The organism is Microcoleus sp. B13-B6 (assembly GCF_036705405.1).
Taxonomy (GTDB): Bacteria; Cyanobacteriota; Cyanobacteriia; order Cyanobacteriales; family Microcoleaceae; genus Microcoleus.
Genome location: NZ_JAUBUJ010000064.1, coordinates 1 through 21,207, shown reverse-complemented (window position 1 = coordinate 21,207; position 21,207 = coordinate 1). Strand labels below are relative to the sequence as shown.

Here is a 21,207-nt window from a genome sequence, read left to right as displayed (position 1 = left end):
TTGTGGCTGTGGAATTTGGCGATTGCTAATTAAACGAGTCGCCTTCCCTTTACTGGTTTCTGAAGATTATCCGGCGCCATCGTCCCACAAAGATTTTGAAACGATCGAGCAGTGGCGGTTTGGGATAGCCGTAATACAGATCCCAAGGGTGAAAGCCAATCTGTTGGGGTCTACCAGTATTTAGGAATGAACTAATGTCCTTTCTGGCGAGGTAGCGATCGCGAATCTGTCGCAGTTGCTCTCCCCATAAATTAACATGAAAAACAGTCCATTCCGGCGTTTCCCAGCGAACTAACATATATCGCTGATTCTTTTCCAAAAAACTCTCGATCGCGGCCTCATTAGCAAATCGAAGACTTTCTTTAGTGTACAGAGCATTTTTTGCTACAGGGCCGTCGAATTTTTTACCCACATAGCTATCAATTACCTCTATCCATTCAGTCCCTCGGAAAATTGAAAAATTGTTGCTGAACTTCTGAGTTTTTGAGTAACCAGGCTCTAGCGACTGCATATCTGGCGAAGGAAAAGAACCTGTAAACCCAAAGCAGTTATATTTTTGAACTGTTTGCATTACCTCATCCAGCCAATTCTCGTGACCCTTGCGATAGGGCAGAGTATCGAGTTTAGCGAGTAAAATCCAATCTGTTTTAGCCGCCTCGATCGCCACGCGTATACCCTCTGCATCTGTCTCGCCCACCGATCTCCCGCGCAAGTCTACATACACGATCTCGTCAATCAGCCCTTCAGCCAAAAGTTCATGATAAATCGGGGGCGGTTTATCAGCAGGCGACACAGCGAAAATTACTTGTTTTGGCCGCCCCCCCAGAAAAGATAGCCAGTCTTCAAGCACTTCGCGCACCATAATCTGACTGGTACTGAAAGTGCAGAAGGTAAGATTGTTAAAAATAGATTGATTCATTACTTCACCTTAATCATTGGCTACAGCAACGCTCTTCGATCGGCAAGTGCTGTTTTTCCTAGGTCATAGACCAGCAACAGTCACAGCTAGTCTTAGCTGATCTTAGTATAGACTTACAAATAGTATTTAGCTATAGCAGCAAGCTATTGAAATAGACAGAGGGTTGTCTGTGCTTTACGCTCAATATAAATATCTGCTCGCTCGCACCTGAATCCCGGCATCTGGGCGCTCGCACTGCGGGATCATAAGGGCAACAAAATTTCAAACTCGGTGCCAATTCCCAACTCCGATCGCATTCTGAATGCACCGCCGTGTTTGCCCGTCACTATTTGATAGCTAACTGCTAAACTGGTTTCTTTGAGGGCGCGTTTTTCCGTAGAGAATGATTCTATGATTTTTTTGTACTTACTAGGTGACATTCCTGGCCCGTTATCTGCTATGCAAATCGAAACCCACCGAACATGAAGTTTGTCTAAATCCGGCGCAGGTTCGGGACAGCAGACTTGAGTGGTGATTTCAATTTTAGGCTGGCGATCGCACTCTCTAAGTCCTCCACCTTTGAACTCTTTCGCCAATTCTTGACCGACTGCTTCGTTAATTAATGTATGAATAGAATTGGTTAAGATATTCATAAATACTTGGTTTAGCTGTCCTGCATAGCATGGGACTGGTGGCAGGTAGCCGTAGTTTTTCACTACTTGGATTTCCCTAGTCAAACGACTTTTGAGCAGCAAAAGTATGCTGTCTATGTTGGCGTGCAAGTCGGTGGGTTTGGGATAAATATCGTCGATGTGGCAGAAGTTTTGCAAACTGGTTGCCAACTTGCTCAAACGTTCTGCACCTGATTTGATGCTGGCAACAGTTCGGAGAAAATCGCTTTGCAAAAAGTCATAGTCGATCTCTTCTTTGAGCCGTGCTATTTCCGGCGGGGGATCGGTACAGTATGCGTCGTAAACTGAGAGCAATTCCATCAAGTTTTTGCTGTAGTCGCTGACGTAGGTTAAATTCCCCCAGATAAAGCCTACCGGATCTAAAATTTCGTGGGCGACTCCGTTGACTAAACGCCCTAAACTAGCCATTTTTTCGCTTTGAATCATTTGAGTTTGGGCTCTTTCGTAGCGGACTTGAGTTTCTATGCCACGAATTTGCCAGTACGCGATGTTGAGTGCGTTAGGGTCTAAGAGTCGGTAAGATTGGGAGTCTATTTGGACGACGATCGGTTCTGGCTGCAATTCGGGCGATCGACGCAGAGCTTGTGGGGCTGCTGCCAAAATAGTTGTACTCTCTGCAACCAATAATATTTCGACGCGAGCGTAACTGTAGAGAACTTTTAGTGGCAGGTGCAAAAATAGCTCAGGGCCTTGGGGTTTGAGCAAATATTCCAGCAGTTGCCTGCGAGATATCATGCCAGCAAACTCTCCTGCTTCCATCAAGACGACTCCCGGCACTAGGGGATGCTGTTCAAACATTTCGGCAACTGCCACGGCCAAGCAGCTCGATTTTACCTGAAATTCATACAGGGGCAAATCCCAGAGGGTAGATTCTAGGGAAAGATCTTGATGGCTGCCTTCGGAGAGTGAAGGGCCAATGAGTTTGGAACTGAATTTATTTGCCACTGGAACTTTTAGTTGCCGAAACGCTGGGAAATTGATACTCCCCAGGGCTGAAGCCACGGGGATTCTTGAATGAATCCGAAAACTCTCAAAGGCGTTATCAAAGCACCTCTATACGCTCAAAACAACTACCACTACAAAGGGTATTGCAATTGCGCTTACTTTTAAATTGTGTTTGCTTTCATAATCCATCACAATGCCAGATAGGTACGCTTCACACTCTGCCATTACTTGTCAGTTATACAGGCTTACTACTCCTTAAGGAGTGTGGTGGCTCACTGTGCCGGGATTTCTCCGATACTAGAGTGTTTCAACACGTAGATGGTTGTTTTACTTACAATCTAATTCTAACAATACTCCGGACAGTTTTTGGAACGATACTACAAGCTTACGCGGGGCAAGGAGCCTAAAAAAGTCGAATTAAATGTAAGTCAGGCGTGGAGCTGACATTGATTTAATTATCCACAGGGGCTGCGAAGTCAAGCGAGTATAAGCCATTGGGCCCTATAAAAACTGTCCGGACTATTGATTCTCAAACAACCTTTCAATCAGTTGTATAAAGAAATATTGAAGGCGGTTGAAACCGAAGCCGACTTCCTCCCCGTGTCTAAAGCCAGGGGCTTCCGTCTCGTTCTTCGGTGAATTGAGAACCTACTACTAAGCTAGCCTATCACTTCACTTTTCTGAGCGAACCACCGAGAATATTCTGAAGTTAATCATGTTGTGCCAACTAGAGGCAGGAGAATTTCAAATTCAGTGTTCTTACCTGGTTGCGATCGCATTCTCAGTTGGCCGCCGTGCTTTTCTGTGACGATTTGATTGCAGATAGCCAGCCCCATACCGGTGCCTTTGCCCGCTGGTTTAGTGGTAAAAAAGGTGTCAAATATCTGCTGGTGATTTTCTGGGGGAATGCCGGGCCCGTTATCGGCAATGCAAATTGCCACCCGCTTGCCGTGTTCGGTTTCTATAACTTTAGTGGTAATTTCGATTTGGGGCTGCCAGTTGTCCCGGCACGGGGTGTGTGTTTCTCGATCGGCTGCGTACTCTGCCAGGGCGTCTAGAGCATTAACTAACAAATTCAAAAACACCTGACTCAACTGTCCGGAGTAGCCGCTAACTAGCGGCAGTTCGCCGTAATTTTTAACCACTTCTATGCTGTTTTTAAAGCGGTTTTTCAAAATTAACAGCGTCATCTCCACGCATTCGTGAATGTCTGTCTCGGCTGGTTTTGTCTCGTCCATGTGAGAGAAGTGGTGCAGCCCGTTAACTATTTTTAGCAATTGCGCGGCTCCCAACTCCATCCCTTCTAAGGTAATCGGCAAATCTTCTTGTAAAAAATCAAATTCAATTTCTTTTTTAAGGGCATCTATTCGGGGAGACGGTGCCGAATATTCTTCTTCATAAACGGACATTAGCTGAAGCAAGTTTTCAAAATAGGACAGCAGAAAAGTTAAATTTCCCCAAATACAGTTCAGCGGATTTCTGATTTCGTGGGCTACTTCTGCTACAATCCTCCCCAAACTCGCCATTTTTTCTGTTTGGATGAGTTTGGCTTGGGTTTGTTTGTGGAGTAATTTATTTGTTAATTGGTGAATTCTTGATTGAGCGACCATTAATTGGTGTACGTCTAACAGCTTGTAGGTCTGGGGGGCTATTTCCACTACTACCGGTTCGTAAATTAATTCGGCTGATCTGTAAAGACATTCCTGGGCTGCTTCTACTATTAATTTACTCGCGGGAAGTACGAGTTCCTCTGGCCTGGCAAACTTGTACAGCACCTCTATTGGTCGCTTGAAAAACATTTCTACTCCGTAGCGGCAGTTAACTTTTTCAAAAAATAGACGCCTCGATATTATGCCGACAAAATTCCCCCCATCTGTCAAAATGACGCCGGGAAGCATGGAATTTTCTTCAAAAGCCTGGGCTACTTCTTTTGCCTGTTGAGTTATTTCAATTTGGCAGTTGGAGAGGGGCAGGTCTAGGAGAGTTGATTCTAAGGAGATGTTCCAAGTACAAAATTCAGGTATATGCAACACTGATAACTCCGAGCTAGTCTCACGCACAGCAAACATAGATGAAACCCCTGTTAAATATTGTATTAATGGACAACTTAAGTTGCTATTAATTCGTAACTGGTAATTGGTAGCGGTAGTTGCTAATTTGTCAAATTACAAGAGCACCCGATGGGAAAACCCGATCGCAGTAGCATTGTCTGCTAAAGATTTTGTTTCTAAGTTAATATTAAACGATCTAAGCTTTTGTGTAACTTACGGAGTAGGCACTTTAAACTTTTTACCATGATATACCTGCGATCGCCTGTTTTCCGAAAATTTTTAATATTTATAACTAATTATTGTGATAAATTATACCATTTTTCCAGTGAGAGAAGGGAATTGGAGAACCGCGAGCGGGTTATCAGTGAATATACGGGCATCCTTCAAGGGTTGGAGGGCCCGGATTAGCCATCGTCCAAGGGGCTTGAGGCTCGAACGGTCCAGACTGGGGCCCAGACCAAAATCGGCAGATTGTACAGCAGAAGGAAGTTCGGCCACGGATTCGCTTTCTTTGGATGTAACCGAATGTAACGGATGGAAGGCTTTAGTTATCTAGGAGAGAAGGAAGAAGCAATGTTCCGCAAGGGTTTGTGGAATTAAGAACGTCCTAACCGTCGGCCACAGTTCCTATACCACTCAAAAGAAATGCAACTTTAGGCAACTTCCGAACCTCAATAGTCATCAGTTTTTTGGAATCTGCAATCTGCAATCTGCAATCTGCAATCGTCTTAGGGTTCCACCTCCGGCCAGAGGCGTTCTAGCTGATACCGCCAAGCCGCGAGAGTATTTTCGCGAGACTCTCGCCCTAGTTCCATTTCACCCATCAATCCCTCTGCGTAGAAACGGTCTAAAGTCTGAAGGGTAGTTTCGACAGACTGTCCCTGCATCTTCGCAGCTTTGATGATTTGACGGATGCGGTTTTCTATCAAACCGTCGAAAAAGTCAGACAAACCTCTCTCTTGCAAAGCCAGCAGTCTGGCGACGGCGGCTGAGAAATCGGCAGCCGCGAGTGTGGCACAACTGTGCTGAAATACTCCCCACAAAACGTTTTGATGTAAGGCGTAGCGAGTTTCCAGGGTGGTGTCAAAGTTAGCTTCTAGGAGTTTATCAAAAAATGGTTGAGCTTCCTGGGCATCGGCGATCGGCAGCAAAATCCGCAGCCAACTCCCGTCTTCTGAAAGGAGGACTAACAGGCGAAATTTGGGGGTTTCTACTTGCCAAGAAGTGGCAGCAGGCATCTCAACACTGTCACCAAATAAGTCTTTAAGGGTATTGCTAATTTCTTCGGGAGTCATAATGATTTTAGATTTTAGATTTTAGATTTTAGATTAGTCACCAGTGATTAGTCAGCAGTGCGATCTCAAATCTCAAATTGGTTTATGGTAGCCAGCGGGGGTGATAGCCGGCAAAGGGAAGTTCTTCTGGCTGTACTTTGGCGGGAGAACCGTCTGCAGGTATTTCTACTAAGGGTAGCAGCCAGAGGCGGCTGGTGGCGATCGACTGTCCACTATCGTTGCGGGGACTGTCTGCTGCTGAGGGAGTTGCTGCTGTGACTGATTGGTCGAAAATTAATGCCAGCCCGTCGGGAGATAAACTGATTTGGGTATCTAATTGGTTGGGCAAAATCAGCAGCGGTTTGATGGTTCCTACCAAACGAGTACCCTCTTTTTTGAGGTCGATGGTGGCGATGAAAGGCTGTTCTTTGTAGCTTTCTGTTTTGAGGCGTTGGGCTAACAAACAGTAGAGACGCTGAACTTGGTTGTCTTCGTTTTTGCGGGGGTCGAAATAAACGGCCATAATGCTGCCGGGAATACGCAATATTTCTTGTTCTACACCTTGGTTATCTAAGATGAAAAGCGATCGAGTAAAGTCGCTGTTGTATTTAACATAGGCGGCGGCGGAGTTGTCGCGGGCCATGCCCAATACTTGTTCGTATTTTGGCAAAAATTCTACTGGGTCTGCTTCCGGTTTGAGGGGGACGATCGCTAATCCTTGTTTTTGAGATATTACCATCGATTTGCTGTCGGGGCGAATCATAAAATCTCCGCCTTGTTCATTTTCCAAGGGTCTGGGCGGCACTTTTTCTTCCAAAATCCAAGGACTGAAATCGCCGGGATTGCGGCGGTTGACGCGCTGGACAACTATGATTTTTCCGTCGGCTGAGAGGTCGAATTTGAGGTTTTGGTAATCTTTGGAGTCTAAGATTTTGTCGATTCTACCGGCTGGGTATTTTTGTTGAGTTCCTGATCCCGATTGGGGGTTGAGGCCGGTGGTGACTGTGAATAGTTCTTGATTGAGAGTGCCGCGAGTACGGGCGATCGATCGATCTGTGGCGGAGAATAAAATGCGATCGCTCTCAGGATACGGTTTAAAATCGGTAACGACTAAATCTTTGGGAGTCAGCGGTATCGGTTTCGAGTCGCTGCTGGTGAGATTGACTAGCATTAATCTGCTTTCTGTTTCGCCTTGGACGCCGATGTAAGCAAAAGCTCGATCGCGGCTGCGAAAGGAACTGCTAAACGGTTGCATTAGCGTTCCTTTATTTTGGTTTTTTTCTCCGAAATACTTGTCGGTTGCTCCAGCGAGTTTTAATGTGTAGGTAACGCCGTAGGGTGCTGGATCTTTGAGGGTGTAAGCCATGCGCTTTCCAGCCCAACTAAATTTACCGGGGAGGGGGGGTTCTAGCTTTAAGTTTTCCTCGACGGTGGACTGGTTCATCGGGCGAAAGAATGTGAGGATAAAGCCGGTATCTTCGGCGCCGATTTGTTTGTTTTCCCAGGTAAATTCTCGCACTCTGGGTGCCGTGCGATCGCCGCTAAGCAGCAGCAGCCCTATTAAGACGCTCAGCACTAGCATGAGGAAGATGGCCGTGCGGTCGATCGGCTGTTTGAATGGCCCAATAGCGAAGGGTGAAGGATTAATTTTTTTCTTAAAAATACTCACCAATCTTTCTCTCCTACTTTCTGCTGAAAATTAACTGCCCAATTTTACCTGTTAAATTTTACACTTATGGTCCCATTCCTAACACTCAAAAAGCCATTTTTTTACCACAGTAAATTGCTGCAACGAGTTATTTTCCGTAACAAACCTAGTTTTTGAAACTTGTGGTGCCTCCAGGACTGAATGCAACTTAAGATATTAACTAGGTTGGACACGCGGCACTTTCAACAGGTTTGTTTACTGAAACAGCGGATTGATTGGGATTAAATCCATCGGTGATATTTTATCGATCGGCAGATCCAAACCAAAAGCCACTCTACACCAAATTAGAATAGCTAGCACCCCTACAAACAGTGCTGTTAATTGAATATCCTGCCAAAAACAAGTTAGTCCTTCTCGCCACAAACCGTAGTTAGTTACTGCATAGGTAGGAAGGTCGCCGAGAGCTATAGCAATCACCGCACCTAAATTACCTTTTAAGTGATATCCCAGCGGTATACTTATACATAGATTCACTAAAGTCAGCAGATTGCCCATAGCTTGGTACTGAGACTTTCCTACGGCTAACAGACAAGAACCCATCATATTGTAGAGTGTGGTGTGCCAGATACCTAAAGCCAAGATAGGCATCATCCAAGATGCCGCCGCATACTCTTTCCGATACAGTATTAAAATTAACTGATCTCCGAAGCTCACAAAAATTGCTAAACCTACCGCTAACGGTATTAGAAGTAGCTTGCGGTTTTTCAGTATCTTGGCGCGCAACTCCTCCCGTGGCAACTCTGCTAGCAGAGAAATTGAGGGAAAAATCACCTTGCCGCTAAGGGCGAGGATTACTTGGCGCGGCATATCGCCGAGAGTAAAAGCGATGCCGTAAATGCCCAACATTGTTAAAGTAAATATTTTACCGAGGATGAGTCTATCGGCTTGAGAACACAAGAAAGACAAAGCCGTAGACAAAAATATCCATTTACCATAAGAAAATACTTCTTTAGCTGCTTCTTTATCCCAAGCAAAACGGTTTGACTTGCCAGGAATTAAAAAATGGCTCCATACTAACTCGACCAAACTATTAGTAAAGACGCCGGCGAGGATCGCCCAGATGCTGCGATCAAACCAGGCCCAGACAAGCATCGCTGTAGTAGAAGCGATCTGTAGGCCCAACTCAAAAAATACTACTCTCTTGACTGCCATCTGCCGGTTGAGGCTGGATGTAGCAGTCGAGTTGAACCCTCCTATCACGCAAGTTATACCTATTACTGGAATCAACCACAGGAGACGGTCATCTCCATAAAAAATAGCAACAGGCTTGGTAATTATAATCAAACAAATCCAAACGAAAAAGCTGCGAATGACTTGCAGTGTCCAAACGGTATTGAGAAATTGAGGATCTTCCCCGCGCTTATTTTGGATGATGCTTGGGCCTAGACCTATGTCTGAAAATAAGTTGATCCCTACGATGAAAACGTAGGCTAGACCTACCAGACCAAATAGTTCGGGCAAAAGCAGACGCGTCAGGATTAGGTTGCTGCCAAATCGGATAATTTGACTGCTTCCATAGCTGACGATCGTCCAGGCTGCACCTTTGATTGCTAATTTTTTTCCTGATGACATATACTCAGAATTTATTTACTAATGACGAGTGTAGTTGCTGAATTTGTTTTTGGCAACTCCTACAGGATGGTGTTGCCACTTTTATAGCTGACTGTACCTTGTCTTAATTTGCATAGGGAGGACGGGTCTGGGGTGTCCATCTCACCACAATAAAGGTAAAATTTAATCTCATACTTACTCCACATCTAATAATCATAAGGGTTTTTGGGCTCAGGAATTGGTTTGAGGGAGGATGCTTGAATGATTAATTTGCGCTTGCCTTGCAGTTCTTCTACGATCGTTTCTCCTTCTATTTCTAGCCAACTGTCTGGGGCAAAGGTGGTGCGGCTTTGACCGATCAGTAATTTTACCGGCAACCCGATCGGATAGGCGTCGGCCGCGCAGCAGGTAATGATAAAACGCCCGATCCACATATATTGTTCTGCTATGTTGGGGGGATGAATTACAAATCCTTGAACTTTGACTTTTTGACCTCTGTATATATCCGGTTCGGGGTTGAAATTTAACAGCCGCACCCATTCGACGAGCGATCGCTTTTCTGGTTTTGTATTATTGCGAAATTCTTGGGGTTGCAGTCTGGTGATGGGCAGGGATTCGGTGAGGCCTCGTTCTAATGCTGTCTGGCTGGTAAATGTGCGTGGCGTTGTTAGTAAACCTATTAATGCGACGCTCAACATTAAGGTGCTGCCGATACTGGGGGGAAACAAAGTAACGTGTTCAACTTCGGTGGTTCTGAGAGAGTTATTTGCTGGTGATGTCCGCGATTGCTTTGTGGTGCGATCGAGTTTTAAGAGTTCCCAAGCTTTTAAACCGCCAATAACCATTAAGCCGATTCCTCCCGCTAGAGTCAAGCCAAAGTAATTGGGGTGAATGAGAATGCTTAATTTGCCGGTGATCCAATATTTAAGAAGCAGTATTCCCCAGGCTAAGATAGCTAGGGCGTCCAGCCAGGGGCTAATTTTTTTAAGATTCATTAGTTATTAGTCATTGGTCATTGGTCATTAGTCATTAGTTATTAGTCATTAGTCATTGGTCATTAGTTATTAGTCATTGGTCATTAGTTATTAGTCATTGGTCATTAGTCATTAGTCATTGGGAATCTATCGTTAGTTGTCAGTCCGGTTCAATTTATTATTAACCTAAATGCAAGTTGACAGCAAGGGTCATTAAAAAGGTTAACTGAGCGGCCAAGACAATTAAGTAAACTACTGCTCGACCTTTAAAAATTGACAACATTAAACCGATGCCTTTGAGGTCAATCATCGGGCCGAAAACGAGAAAGGCTAACAGCGAACCGCTGGTAAATGTGGAAGCAAAAGACAGGGCAAAAAAGGCATCTACTGTAGAACAAATCGATACGACTGTGGCTAATAGCAGCATGGCTAGAATCGAGGAAACGGGGCCTTGGCCGAGGTTGAGAATTAGTTCGCGGGGTGCGCCAACTTGAATGATGGCTGCGATCGCACTTCCGATTACCAACACTCCTCCCAATTCGCGCAACTCCTGTACCATAGTATCTAAAAGCAGGCGCAAACGCTCTTTAGAAACGCGGTGGAACAGGGAGGAACGTTTCGAGGTTTTTTCTGTTTTGCTTGTTTGTAATCGCTTCCAGTCGTCTTGTAGCAAAGATTCGATCGGCACCACCCCCCCCGGCTGACCCAGCATAAATGTTCCCGACTGCAAAAGCAGCGGAGTGTTAGCTTGGACGAGTTCTTTTTCGGAAAACTCTGGTTTTGGCAAGGGGATTGCGCGGGCTACAGAAGGTTGCAGCAGAGGCCGCAAGTCTTTTTGGGCGCTGAACACCCAGCCGATAATTGTGGCTATAAACAGAGAAAATACCACCCGCAAAACTACAATTTCTGGCTGATCGCGAAATGCCGTCCAAGTCGCCCAAATTACCACGGGGTTGATGGTGGGGGCCGCCAGCAAAAAGCCGATCGCCGCTGGTGCGGGAACTCCCTGCATCAGTAACCTGCGGGCTACGGGCACGTTACCGCACTCGCACACGGGAAACAAAAAGCCGATCGAACTGCCCATCAAAGCCGCCAGCAGCGGGTTTGATGGGATGCGCGATACGAGTTTGCGTTCGTCTACAAAGCCCAGCAGCAAACCTGAGAATAAAACTCCCAGCAGCAGAAAAGGTATTGCCTCTACTAACAAGCTGAGAAACAGGGTGAAAGCATTATTTAACTGATTCGTCAGGGCGGGTTGCATCGATCACCTACTGGTAGATTGCTATTTAGCTATACGTCTTTGGTAGAACTGCTTGTATATCATACCAAAGCATAGCACTAAGTTAAGATCCCGTTAATTATTTTTGCCTTTTTTTTGCTGGATTTTGTAGATATTATATTTTAATCAATGCTGATGCCTTGAATGATTGGGAATGGTTAAACTTGTTTTAATTTGAATGAATTTCTATTCATATCCGCCTCGTACAGCCAATCAATAATTGACCGAAATTATCCAGGATACAAGCCCCCGAATTTATCCCTGGGGTCAATGCTTCAATTCTAAAATCTAAAATCTAAAATCTAAAATCTAAAATCTAAAATCTAAAATCGATTGACTCTGCCAACCGTCGCCGATTTGATGGATCTTTCGGTTAACAATGGTTGATTGTAGAACAACTGCTAAGGCAGATTTGGCAGATTGCGGGCGAGGATAACTCTTTTATATAACGATCGCTATAAAATTGCTTTGTAGCGATGACTTTAGTTTTCACGACAAACCTATAGGGGACGCACTGGCAGGTGTGCCGCTGGCTGGCCGTTACGGGGGGTTGCGAGTACCGGATCGGGGAGATGGGATGAAATCGCCTCAAATGCCCTAGCTTGCAAGGCGTCCCGCCATCGCGATTGCAAGCTAAAACTCAGGGACGCGATCGCCCTAGCTTTGTGCTTTTAACTTGTCTGCTGACGGGCTACATCGTGTTGGCGATCGGGCAATTCCGATTTTCTTCTATTATCAATCAATTATATTTCTCAGCCTAATAATTTATTAACAAAAGGTTAAGACGATAACTTAAGGTTAATGAATAGTTAAATAGTTAAACCAAGCGTTAATACCGCTCAAGTCAGTATAAAATAAAGTCAGGTATAATTACCAGGGCGCATTTATCTCGGTGATCCTCAATCTTGCCTAATACTTTAAGTGGTAAAATTTTCCTTGCTACAGTCAGTTTTTTGTGTAATTTAAAATGCAGTTTGCCAGGGGGATGCCGGTCAAAACACTCAACAAGTCACCTGTTGACCTTTGGTAGCTGAATGTCGCTGGCAAATAGAACCCAAAAAAGCGTGCTGATAAATTTATGTTGAATACCTCCTGCGTAGAAAGACCCGTCCAACCCATCTCCGAGGCTGACCTAGGAGAACTTTGTTTAGACTCTACTCTCCAACAATTGTCGCTTTACGATTTTCAGGTAGAAGCTACGGATTGGGGAATGCGAATTTCCCAGATGTTAGAAGCTAATCCGCTGTTACCGGGAGTCATTGTCACCCATCAAGGTGAATTTGCCGGTATGATTTCCCGGCGGAGATTTTTAGAATTTATCAGCCGTCCTTTTGGGCGAGAATTATTTTTAAAGCGACCTGTGAGGGCTTTGTACCGCTTTGCCGAAACTGAGAGTTTAATTTTTCCCAGCAATACTTTAATTGTGGATGCAGCGAGGAAGTCGCTGTTGCGATCTAAAGAACTGCTTTACGAACCGATTGTGGTTCAAGTTTCGCCTCAAACTTATAGTTTGCTAGACGTGCACGAACTGCTAGTAGCCCAATCCAACATTCATGAACTAGCAACAAAATTGCTGAGGCAGCAAACTCAATCTCAACTAATTCAAACAGAAAAACTAGCAAGTTTGGGACAGATGGTAGCTGGAGTCGCCCACGAAATTAGAAATCCCGTCACCTGCATCAGCGGAAATCTCGGCTTTTTGTCCAACTACTCGAAAGACATCATGGATTTGCTGTCTGCTTACGAAGACATTGTGGGTGACAGCGAAAAAATTGGCGAACTCAAAAAACACATAGAATTTGATTTCTTGCAAGAAGATTGGGTGGAAATTCTCAAAAGTATGAAAGTTTCATCGCAGAGGCTGACCGAACTCGTCACCAGCCTGCACACCTTTTCTCACATGGACGAAACCCACTTGAAGCAAGCTAACATCCACGAATGTATTGACAGTACGCTGCTAATTATGAAAAACCGTCTGAAGTACGGGTTTAATGTAGTTAAAAACTATGGTGATTTGCCTTTAGTCAAGTGTTACTCTGGTCAGTTGAGCCAGGTATTTATGAATATCATCAGCAATGCGATCGACGCTTTGGAAGAGGCAAAAGCAGAAAAAGATTTTATGCCGGCGATTACTATTGAAACCGAGGTAATAGAGAGTTCTGACGGAGACTGCGTGAATTCGGAATTACTTCAAAATTATGTTATGGGCGATGGCGTCCCGCCCCGCAAGCTACGACAAAATGCCAAACAGCTATCATCCGCCAGCCAAAACGGCGACTTCAGCCTAGAAGCAGCGGAAAAAAATCAAAATAACGCTTGGATAGCCATCCGAATTGCCGATAACGGGCCGGGAATACCGCCAGAAATTCAGCGGCGGATTTTTGAGACATTTTTCACCACTAAACCGGCGGGGAAAGGTACCGGTTTGGGGTTGGCAATTACCCATCAAATTGTTACGGAAAAGCATAAAGGCAAGTTGAATTTGCATTCAACGCCCGGTACCGGTACTGAATTTGAAATTTTGTTGCCATTGATTTGAAGCAATAAGTCATATCACATCTCTCTTCTCTTTATCTGCGTGAATCTGCCTCAATCCCTTGTCATCTGCGGTTAATACATTCTCTTTTTTTAACCGCAGATACAGGCAGATTAACACCGATTAACGCAGATGAATTATATCAATTCCGGTTGCACCATCGGTGATTGTTGACTGTTGACTGTTGACTAATGACTAATGACTAATGACTACTGACTAATGACTAATGACTCTTTTTAAGCTCTTAGCTGCACTGGCATTACCAAGAATGTAGCATTGACTCCGCCCAAAGGCTGGAAAATTACTGGGGCTAAAGCACCGTTTAATTGCAGTTGAATTTCTGGGGATTGAGCAGTTTTCAAAATGTCAATTAAGTATTTCACGTTGAAAGCAATATCTATGCTATCTCCCGAAATCTGTGCGGGCATTGACTCTTTGCCACAGCCGACATCTTTAGCATCTACAGACAAAGTAATTTCCTGATTTTCCTCGTCGATGCTGCATTTGAGAATATTATTTTTTTGGTCGGCAAAAACGGCAATTCTTTCTACTGCTGCTAAGAACGATCGCCTTTCTAAGGTAATTTGTCGCTCAAAAGACGGCGGAATCAACTGCCGGTATGCGGGATATTGCCCTTCCAAGGTGCGGGTTGTCAGCCGCTGGTCTGCCCATTCAAACACTACTTGACCGTGTTCAAAATGCAGCGTGACAGGTTCAGTCCACTGCCGCATCACCAGCATTCTTTCTACTTCCCGCAATGCTTTAGCGGGGACTGTCACCTCAAATTCTTCTTGGGTTTCTTCGCCTTCAGATTTTTCATTGGCAGTTTGAACTACTGCCAATCTGTGGCCGTCTGTAGCTGCAAACTCCAGGCAATCTTGCAATACCTTTAAATGCACGCCTGCAAGTACCTGTTTTGCCTCGTCGGGGCTAGTAGCAAATAAAGTTCCTTTGAGTCCTTCTATCAAGGCTTCCGGTGGCAATTTAAGGATTGTTCCGCCTTCTATTGCAGGCAATTCAGGGAATTCTTCCGGGCCCATGCCTCTAACTTGGTAGCTGCCAGAACTGCAAGTGAGATATGCTACGGTGTCCCCCGCTTCGTCTTCTAGAGTAATCTCTCCATCTGGGAGTCTCGAAACAATATCGTTAAGCAATTTAGCGGGTATGGTAAAACTGCCGCCGCCAGTCACTTCTGCTGCGAAGCTGGTACGAATGCCTAAACTGAGATCGAAAGCTGTCAAGCTAACCCGCTGATTTTCCTCATCCGCTACTAAGAGCACGTTGGCGAGTACCGGATGTGTCGGGCGGGAGGGAACGGCCCGACTTACCAACGAGAGGTTGGCGTTGAGGTCACTTTGGGTGCAAACCAATTTCATGGTACGAAGGTTAATTAACCGGATTTGAAACAGAAACAAATGGTATCACAGAAAGCCGGCGGGTCGGTTTTTCTCTGTCAGGGCTTAAGCCTGGGCGCTTATTCCCGGTTTCTACGCAAAATTTTGTCTGTAAAAACGAGAAATCTTCCAAGAAACCGGGTTTCTGAGGTTCGCGCGCGTCGTGAACTATCTGTGTAGGGTGCGAAGGGCTCACCAGTTTTTTTTAGTTTATTGAATTATTTTTGTATCGATCGCCCTGTGGAAACTGTGGAAAAAAAAGCTAACTGCTTGCTGGGCGTCACTTATAGGTAATAAATACCTGTGGAAAACTTGTGGAAAAGCTGGTGCGGTCGATCGCCCATTTTTGTGCAAAAGCTGTTTCGGGCGATCGAGTAAAGTTTTCCACAAACGGAAGGCAACTTTTCCACAGGTTTTTCCACAGGCAAGATTGTCTATTATGGGAATTGTTGACTGTTGACTGTTGACTGTTGACTGTTGACTGTTGACTGTTAACTGTTAACTGTTGACTGCGTGGAGTGATGACAACTGACAACTGACAACTGACAACTGACAACTGACAACTGACAACTGACAACTGACAACTGACAACTGACAACTGACTTGTTCTCAACTTTTGCGGCTGACAACATTAATTCGATCGCTCAACTGACGCAAAGTTTGAGCCAAATTCGGGTCAGTGTTCCGCAACTGAGCAATTTTGTCGCAACTGTAAAGCACAGTCGTGTGATCTTTGCCGCCAAACACTTCACCAACTTTCGGCAAACTCAAACCAGTATGCTGCCGAATTAAATACATCCCTATTTGACGGGCGAGACTAATTTCTCGCCGCCGGGAAATTCCTTTCAAATCTTCAACAGAAACATCAAACTCCTCAGCCACAACTGCAATTACTGCATCTGGCGTTGCCTCTACGCTTTCAGTTTGCGGATTCAAAACGGGGGCGATATTTTCCACGGTCATCGGCAAACCAGTAATTGAAAGATATGCTACCGCCCGAATCAAAGCTCCTTCCAATTCCCGCACGTTGGAAGTGTAACTAGAAGCAATGTATTCAATCACATCTCGCGGCAGTCGCATATTTTCATACTCGGCTTTTTTCTGCAAAATTGCCATCCGAGTTTCCAAGTCGGGCAATTGAATGTCGGCAATTAATCCCATCGAAAATCGGGAACACAAACGCTCTTGCAGGCGGGGGATTTGCTGTGGCGGACGGTCAGAAGCTAAAACTACTTGGTTTCCCGCTTCGTGCAAAGTATTAAAAGTGTGAAAAAATTCTTCTTGAGTGTATTCTTTCCCTTCAATAAATTGGATGTCATCTATTAATAAAACATCGGCAGCGCGATAATGATCGCGGAAAGTTTGCATACTGTCTTTGCGAATGGCTGCGATTAAATCGTTAGTAAATTTCTCAGTAGAAACGTAAAAAATCTTGGCGTTGGGGTCAATTTCCAAGCGATAATGACCGATCGCCTGCATCAAATGAGTTTTGCCCAAACCAACGCCACCGCACAAAAATAGGGGATTGAATTCTCGGCCCGGAGACTCGGCTACCGCGAGGGAAGCCGCGTGAGCCATGCGGTTGTTGGAACCGACGACAAAGCGGGAAAATAAGTATTTTGGGTTTAAATTGGCGGGTTTGGGGGGGTGAAGCGAGTGGCTTTCCATATCGGCGATGGGGGAGGGCCAAATTATGGCGGAGTCACTGCTGCCACCTGTTTCGTTTCCTCCGGCAATGGTCAAGTAAATGTCTACGGGATAGCCGAGAATTTCTGCGACTGCATCGGCAAGGATTTCTCTGTAATATTTTTGCAACCAATTGCGAGCAAAGGGGTTGGGGGCGCTGACAATCAAACAGTTATTTTCGAGTTGTTCGGCCCTAGCAGTTTTGATCCACGTCTCAAAGCTAGGTCTGCTCAGTTGTACCTGGAGACGTTCAAGTATCTGATTCCACAGACTTTCGAGGGGAATGTCCACTGCTCACCTCTGCCGATCGGCATTCAAGATATTAATTCTACTCTAGAGAGTTTAGTCGTCAGATGCTAAAGTTTAAGGGAGTCTGCCGTAGCTTGCGGGGCCCGACGCCATCGCCCAAAAATTTGGCGGCTCTGCAGTCCTGCGCCAGGTATCGGGGAGCGGATCAGCAAATATTTAGATTTGGCAGGAAAGCCTTAAAACATGGCCATGAAGAGTTCTACTGGCAAATTTTGGAAGCAACCGGCAATTTACATATTGCTGCTGGTAACGGGAGCCGGGGCCGCCATGTTGGGCGATCGTCTGACGGTTCCTCAATTTCGTGGAAATTCTGGCGATTCTGGACAAAGGGCGCTGGAACCGAAATTGCAACTGCCTCCTAATACAAAGGATCAAGCTAGGAAAGTCTTGCCGCCGGCTTCCTTGTCCGGCGACGGGACTAATGTGAATTTTATTGTGGCGGCGGTGGCAAAAGTTGGGCCGGCAGTGGTTCGGATCGATGCTTCGCGCCGGGTGAAAGCGGGAAATAGAGGGCTGTCGCCGGAAGATTTTTTTGGCAGAGAACCGAATTCGGGCGGCCGGGGCGGGATCGAACGGGGCACTGGTTCGGGTTTTGTCATCGGTGCCGACGGCCTGATTCTCACTAACGCTCACGTTGTAGAGGGAGCCGATACGGTAAATGTAACTCTCAAGGACGGCCGCAGCTTTCAGGGGCGGGTGTTGGGGGCTGATAAGGTGACGGATGTGGCTGTGGTGAAGATTGAGGCGAATAATGTGCCTGTGGCGACGATCGGCAATTCGGATAAGCTGTTGCCTGGGGAATGGGCGATCGCGATCGGCAATCCTTTGGGTTTGGACAATTCCGTAACTGCGGGGATTATTAGCGCTACGGGACGATCGAGCTCTGATGTCGGCGTACCTGACAAGCGGATCGGTTTTATTCAAACAGACGCTGCAATTAATCCGGGGAATTCCGGCGGCCCGCTGCTGAATGCTTCGGGCCAAGTTATTGGCATGAATACGGCGATTATTCAAGGTGCTCAAGGGTTGGGGTTTGCGATTCCCATTCAGGCGGCGCAACAGGTGGCGAAGGAACTGATTACGACGGGGAAAGTCGAACACGCTTATTTGGGTATTGAAATGGCGACGCTGACTCCAGAGGTTAAGCAGCAAATTAACAGCAATGCTACCAGCAGCCTGCGAGTTGCAGTCGATCGGGGTGTGGCTATTGTTAGTGTAGTTCCTAATTCTCCCGCAGCAGCAGCCGGTTTGCGGGCTGGAGATGTGATTCAAAAAATTAATAATCAGCCGATTATTCAGTCGGAAGCTGTTCAGGAGTTCGTGCAAAATGCTAAGGTTGGCGGGCTGTTGCAAATGGAAATCAACCGCAACGGGCAAATAGTTAATTTGACTGTTAAACCGGGGAGTTTGCCGGTTCAAAAAGTTGGATAAGAAGGAAAGCACGACACGGATTTGGACACGGATACACGGATTAATTATTGAGTGAGTAAGTTATATTTTGTTCCTCCACCCAACCGACAAAACTGTAACAACAAATAACCAATAACGACTAACCAATAACTATGGCAGAAATCTTACAAATCTCACAATTAGGAAATCCCGTGCTGCGCCGCCGATCGCAAGTTGTCGAGAATATTAAGGACGATCGCATTCAACAGTTGATTGACAGCTTAATATTTACAGTACAGCAGGCAAACGGAGTGGGGATTGCCGCCCCTCAAGCCGCTCAGTCCGATCGCCTGTTCATCGTCGCATCCCGCCCCAACCTGCGGTATCCCCAAGCACCCCACATGGAACCCACAGCGATGATTAATCCCCGGATTGTGGCTGCATCAACAGAGACAGTCAAAGACTGGGAAGGCTGTTTGAGCATTCCGGGGATTCGGGGATTAGTGCCGAGAAGTAGGGCGATCGAGATAGAATACACCAGTAGAGACGGCAAACTCCACCGACAAGAATTGACAGACTTTGTGGCCCGAATTTTTCAACACGAACACGACCATTTAGATGGAATCGTGTTTTTAGACAGGGTGGAAAATACCCACGAACTAATCACAGAGGATGAGTATCAGCAGCAATTTGTCAAGCTACTTTAACCAAAAGCATTCAGCGTACAGGCCCCCGATTCATCCGCAGGGTCGCTTTCTTCAATTATCCAATCTAAAATCCAAAATCTAAAATCTAAAATCGATAGATGAGTACCAAAAGGAAATTGTCAACTTACTATAACACTTGATATAATTGCTAGTAGTAACGCCAGTGATGTTGTGAATAGGAGGGCAAATGTCTATCAATTTGGAAAAAGGCGGGAGAATCAATCTCTCTAAAGAAGCACCGGGGCTAAAAAATGCCGGGATTGGTCTGGGATGGGATACCAATGCTACAGACACAGGCGCAGCATTTGACTTAGATGCTTCCGTGTTTATGTTGGGGGCTAATGCAAAAATTCCCAGCGAAAAATACTTTGTTTTTTACAACAGCAAAGAGTCGCCGGACGGTTCTGTAATACATCTGGGAGATAGCAGAACCGGAGAAGGATTTGGTGATGATGAAACCGTTACAGTCGATTTAACCAAAGTCGATCCGGCGGTGCAAGAAATTGTGTTTGTGGTAACAATCGACCAAGCAGAATCGAGAAGGCAAAACTTCGGTCAAGTGCGGAATGCTTTTATCAGGATTTACGACACCACTACTAACACAGAAGTCATGAAGTACGATTTGGATGAGGATTTTTCTCGGGAAACTGCCATCGAATTTGGCCGACTTTACAAGAAAGATGGCGAGTGGAGGTTCCAAGCAGTGGGACAAGGCTACAATTCCGGCTTGCAAAGCTTTGTAGATAAGTATGCCGCATAAAATGTCGATCGCTCCTAGCTAAATAAATCGAGGGGAAATTCGGAAGCAGGAATGTTTCCCTCGATTTTAAGCAATCAGACTCATGAGGTGACAAACCAGATGGGAATTCAATTAAAGAAGGGCGAAAGATTTAATCTTTCTAAAACATCTCCACTATAAACCATACAAAATCACAAAACTATGGCTATCAACTTAACCAAAGGACAATCAATAGTTCTCAGCAAAAGCGAATACGACTTGTCCAAACTCACAATGGGTTTGGGCTGGGATGTTGCACAAGCTAAAAAAGGTCTTTTCGGGCGAAGCAGCGGTGCAAATTTTGACTTAGATTCCTACGCTATGCTGCTGGGAGAAAATGGCAAAATAAAGAACTACAAAGAAGATGTAATTTATTACTCTCATTTGGAGTCAAAGGACAAAACAGTTGTTCACTCAGGCGACAATCTCACGGGCGAGGGAGAGGGAGACGACGAACAAATAGTGGTGAAACTGAGTTCTTTGCCAGCAGAATATCACAAAATTATTTTGGGCGTAAATATTTACGATGGAAAAGAGAGAAAACAGCATTTCGGCCTGGTAGAAAATGCTTTTGTGAGAGCTGTAGATGCCGCCGGGAAAGAAATAGCTCGCTATCGCTTGTCAAATGACCCATCTTATGAAGGAAAATTAAATATGTTGATGGGAGAAGTTTATCGAGAAGGCGGCGAGTGGAAGTTTAAGGCTTTAGGAAATCCTTTGGCTGAGGATATGAACGGTGTTGTCGGTTCGTTTATGCGGTGATATCAAATCTGTTAAATTCAGGCTTGTAGGGGCGGGTTCACCCAAACTACCTGTCAATAATTGACAATCTCTATAAACCCGCCCCCTCCCAACCCGCCATCAAAATGCACATTTTCCGCATTAAAGAAACATCAAGGTTGATGTAGGTTATCTGTGGTGGTGGGGCGGGTTTATAGAGACTGTTTGTGGGAATTAAACCCACATTCCGCACCCCCAACTGGCACATAGACGGATTGAGGGCGTAAAAGTGAATCATCCGAGACAATAATGAGTA

The 21,207-nt window shown here is 45.5% G+C and carries 18 protein-coding genes; 6 read left to right on the top strand and 12 right to left on the bottom strand.

Going from position 1 to position 21,207, the window contains the following annotated elements:
* Positions 1 to 49 precede the first annotated feature (49 nt).
* The 8 genes from QUB35_RS24580 to QUB35_RS24545 all read right to left on the bottom strand — a co-directional run bounded on the left by QUB35_RS24580 (position 50) and on the right by QUB35_RS24545 (position 11,354).
* A complete protein-coding gene (locus QUB35_RS24580; RefSeq protein ID WP_333144293.1) occupies positions 50 to 919 on the bottom strand; it encodes a hypothetical protein in 870 nt (289 codons plus the stop codon).
* A 242-nt stretch (positions 920 to 1,161) separates the two neighbouring features.
* Entirely contained in the window at positions 1,162 to 2,535 is a 1,374-nt protein-coding gene (locus QUB35_RS24575; protein WP_333144314.1) for an ATP-binding protein, read from the bottom strand.
* A 713-nt stretch (positions 2,536 to 3,248) separates the two neighbouring features.
* Positions 3,249 to 4,604: an ATP-binding protein gene (locus QUB35_RS24570; RefSeq protein ID WP_333144292.1), complete on the bottom strand. Its 1,356-nt coding sequence runs from the start codon at positions 4,602 to 4,604 to the stop codon at positions 3,249 to 3,251.
* A gap of 710 nt (positions 4,605 to 5,314) precedes the next feature.
* Positions 5,315 to 5,881: a hypothetical protein gene (locus QUB35_RS24565; RefSeq protein WP_333144291.1), complete on the bottom strand. Its 567-nt coding sequence runs from the start codon at positions 5,879 to 5,881 to the stop codon at positions 5,315 to 5,317.
* An 82-nt stretch (positions 5,882 to 5,963) separates the two neighbouring features.
* Positions 5,964 to 7,529, bottom strand: a complete 1,566-nt coding sequence (locus QUB35_RS24560; protein WP_333144290.1) for a hypothetical protein — start codon at positions 7,527 to 7,529, stop codon at positions 5,964 to 5,966.
* A 234-nt stretch (positions 7,530 to 7,763) separates the two neighbouring features.
* Positions 7,764 to 9,140 (bottom strand): oligosaccharide flippase family protein, encoded by a 1,377-nt coding sequence (locus QUB35_RS24555; RefSeq protein ID WP_333144289.1) that lies wholly within the window; start codon positions 9,138 to 9,140, stop codon positions 7,764 to 7,766.
* Positions 9,141 to 9,325: 185 nt separating this feature from the next.
* Positions 9,326 to 10,114, bottom strand: a complete 789-nt coding sequence (locus tag QUB35_RS24550) for a TIGR03943 family putative permease subunit (protein WP_333144288.1) — start codon at positions 10,112 to 10,114, stop codon at positions 9,326 to 9,328.
* A 160-nt stretch (positions 10,115 to 10,274) separates the two neighbouring features.
* Positions 10,275 to 11,354 (bottom strand): permease, encoded by a 1,080-nt coding sequence (locus tag QUB35_RS24545; protein WP_333144287.1) that lies wholly within the window; start codon positions 11,352 to 11,354, stop codon positions 10,275 to 10,277.
* 644 nt (positions 11,355 to 11,998) lie between these two features.
* Here QUB35_RS24545 and QUB35_RS24540 point away from each other — a divergent pair.
* Entirely contained in the window at positions 11,999 to 12,133 is a 135-nt protein-coding gene (locus tag QUB35_RS24540) for a hypothetical protein (protein ID WP_333144286.1), read from the top strand.
* A 317-nt stretch (positions 12,134 to 12,450) separates the two neighbouring features.
* Positions 12,451 to 13,911: an ATP-binding protein gene (locus QUB35_RS24535; RefSeq protein WP_333144285.1), complete on the top strand. Its 1,461-nt coding sequence runs from the start codon at positions 12,451 to 12,453 to the stop codon at positions 13,909 to 13,911.
* A gap of 233 nt (positions 13,912 to 14,144) precedes the next feature.
* Here QUB35_RS24535 and dnaN read toward each other — a convergent pair whose 3' ends face one another.
* The 3 genes from dnaN to dnaA form a co-directional block, all read right to left on the bottom strand.
* The gene (gene dnaN, locus QUB35_RS24530) at positions 14,145 to 15,284 is read right to left on the bottom strand and encodes a DNA polymerase III subunit beta (RefSeq protein WP_333144284.1); all 1,140 of its coding nucleotides are present in this window, start codon (positions 15,282 to 15,284) and stop codon (positions 14,145 to 14,147) included.
* A 298-nt stretch (positions 15,285 to 15,582) separates the two neighbouring features.
* Positions 15,583 to 15,900 (bottom strand): hypothetical protein, encoded by a 318-nt coding sequence (locus tag QUB35_RS24525; protein ID WP_333144283.1) that lies wholly within the window; start codon positions 15,898 to 15,900, stop codon positions 15,583 to 15,585.
* Positions 15,901 to 15,911: 11 nt separating this feature from the next.
* On the bottom strand, positions 15,912 to 17,279 hold the full coding sequence (gene dnaA / locus QUB35_RS24520; RefSeq protein ID WP_333144282.1) for a chromosomal replication initiator protein DnaA: 1,368 nt from the start codon (positions 17,277 to 17,279) through the stop codon (positions 15,912 to 15,914).
* Between the two features lie 207 nt (positions 17,280 to 17,486).
* Between dnaA and QUB35_RS24515 the strand changes: the two genes are divergently transcribed.
* The 4 genes from QUB35_RS24515 to QUB35_RS24500 all read left to right on the top strand — a co-directional run bounded on the left by QUB35_RS24515 (position 17,487) and on the right by QUB35_RS24500 (position 20,933).
* Positions 17,487 to 18,728, top strand: a complete 1,242-nt coding sequence (locus QUB35_RS24515) for an HhoA/HhoB/HtrA family serine endopeptidase (RefSeq protein WP_333144281.1) — start codon at positions 17,487 to 17,489, stop codon at positions 18,726 to 18,728.
* A gap of 131 nt (positions 18,729 to 18,859) precedes the next feature.
* Entirely contained in the window at positions 18,860 to 19,393 is a 534-nt protein-coding gene (gene def, locus QUB35_RS24510) for a peptide deformylase (protein ID WP_333144280.1), read from the top strand.
* A gap of 187 nt (positions 19,394 to 19,580) precedes the next feature.
* Entirely contained in the window at positions 19,581 to 20,153 is a 573-nt protein-coding gene (locus QUB35_RS24505) for a TerD family protein (RefSeq protein WP_333144279.1), read from the top strand.
* 180 nt (positions 20,154 to 20,333) lie between these two features.
* Positions 20,334 to 20,933: a TerD family protein gene (locus QUB35_RS24500; RefSeq protein ID WP_333144278.1), complete on the top strand. Its 600-nt coding sequence runs from the start codon at positions 20,334 to 20,336 to the stop codon at positions 20,931 to 20,933.
* Between the two features lie 70 nt (positions 20,934 to 21,003).
* Here the strand turns inward: QUB35_RS24500 and QUB35_RS24495 are convergent.
* Positions 21,004 to 21,207 (bottom strand): hypothetical protein (locus QUB35_RS24495; RefSeq protein ID WP_333144277.1); only part of this gene is annotated, 204 nt, incomplete at its 5' end.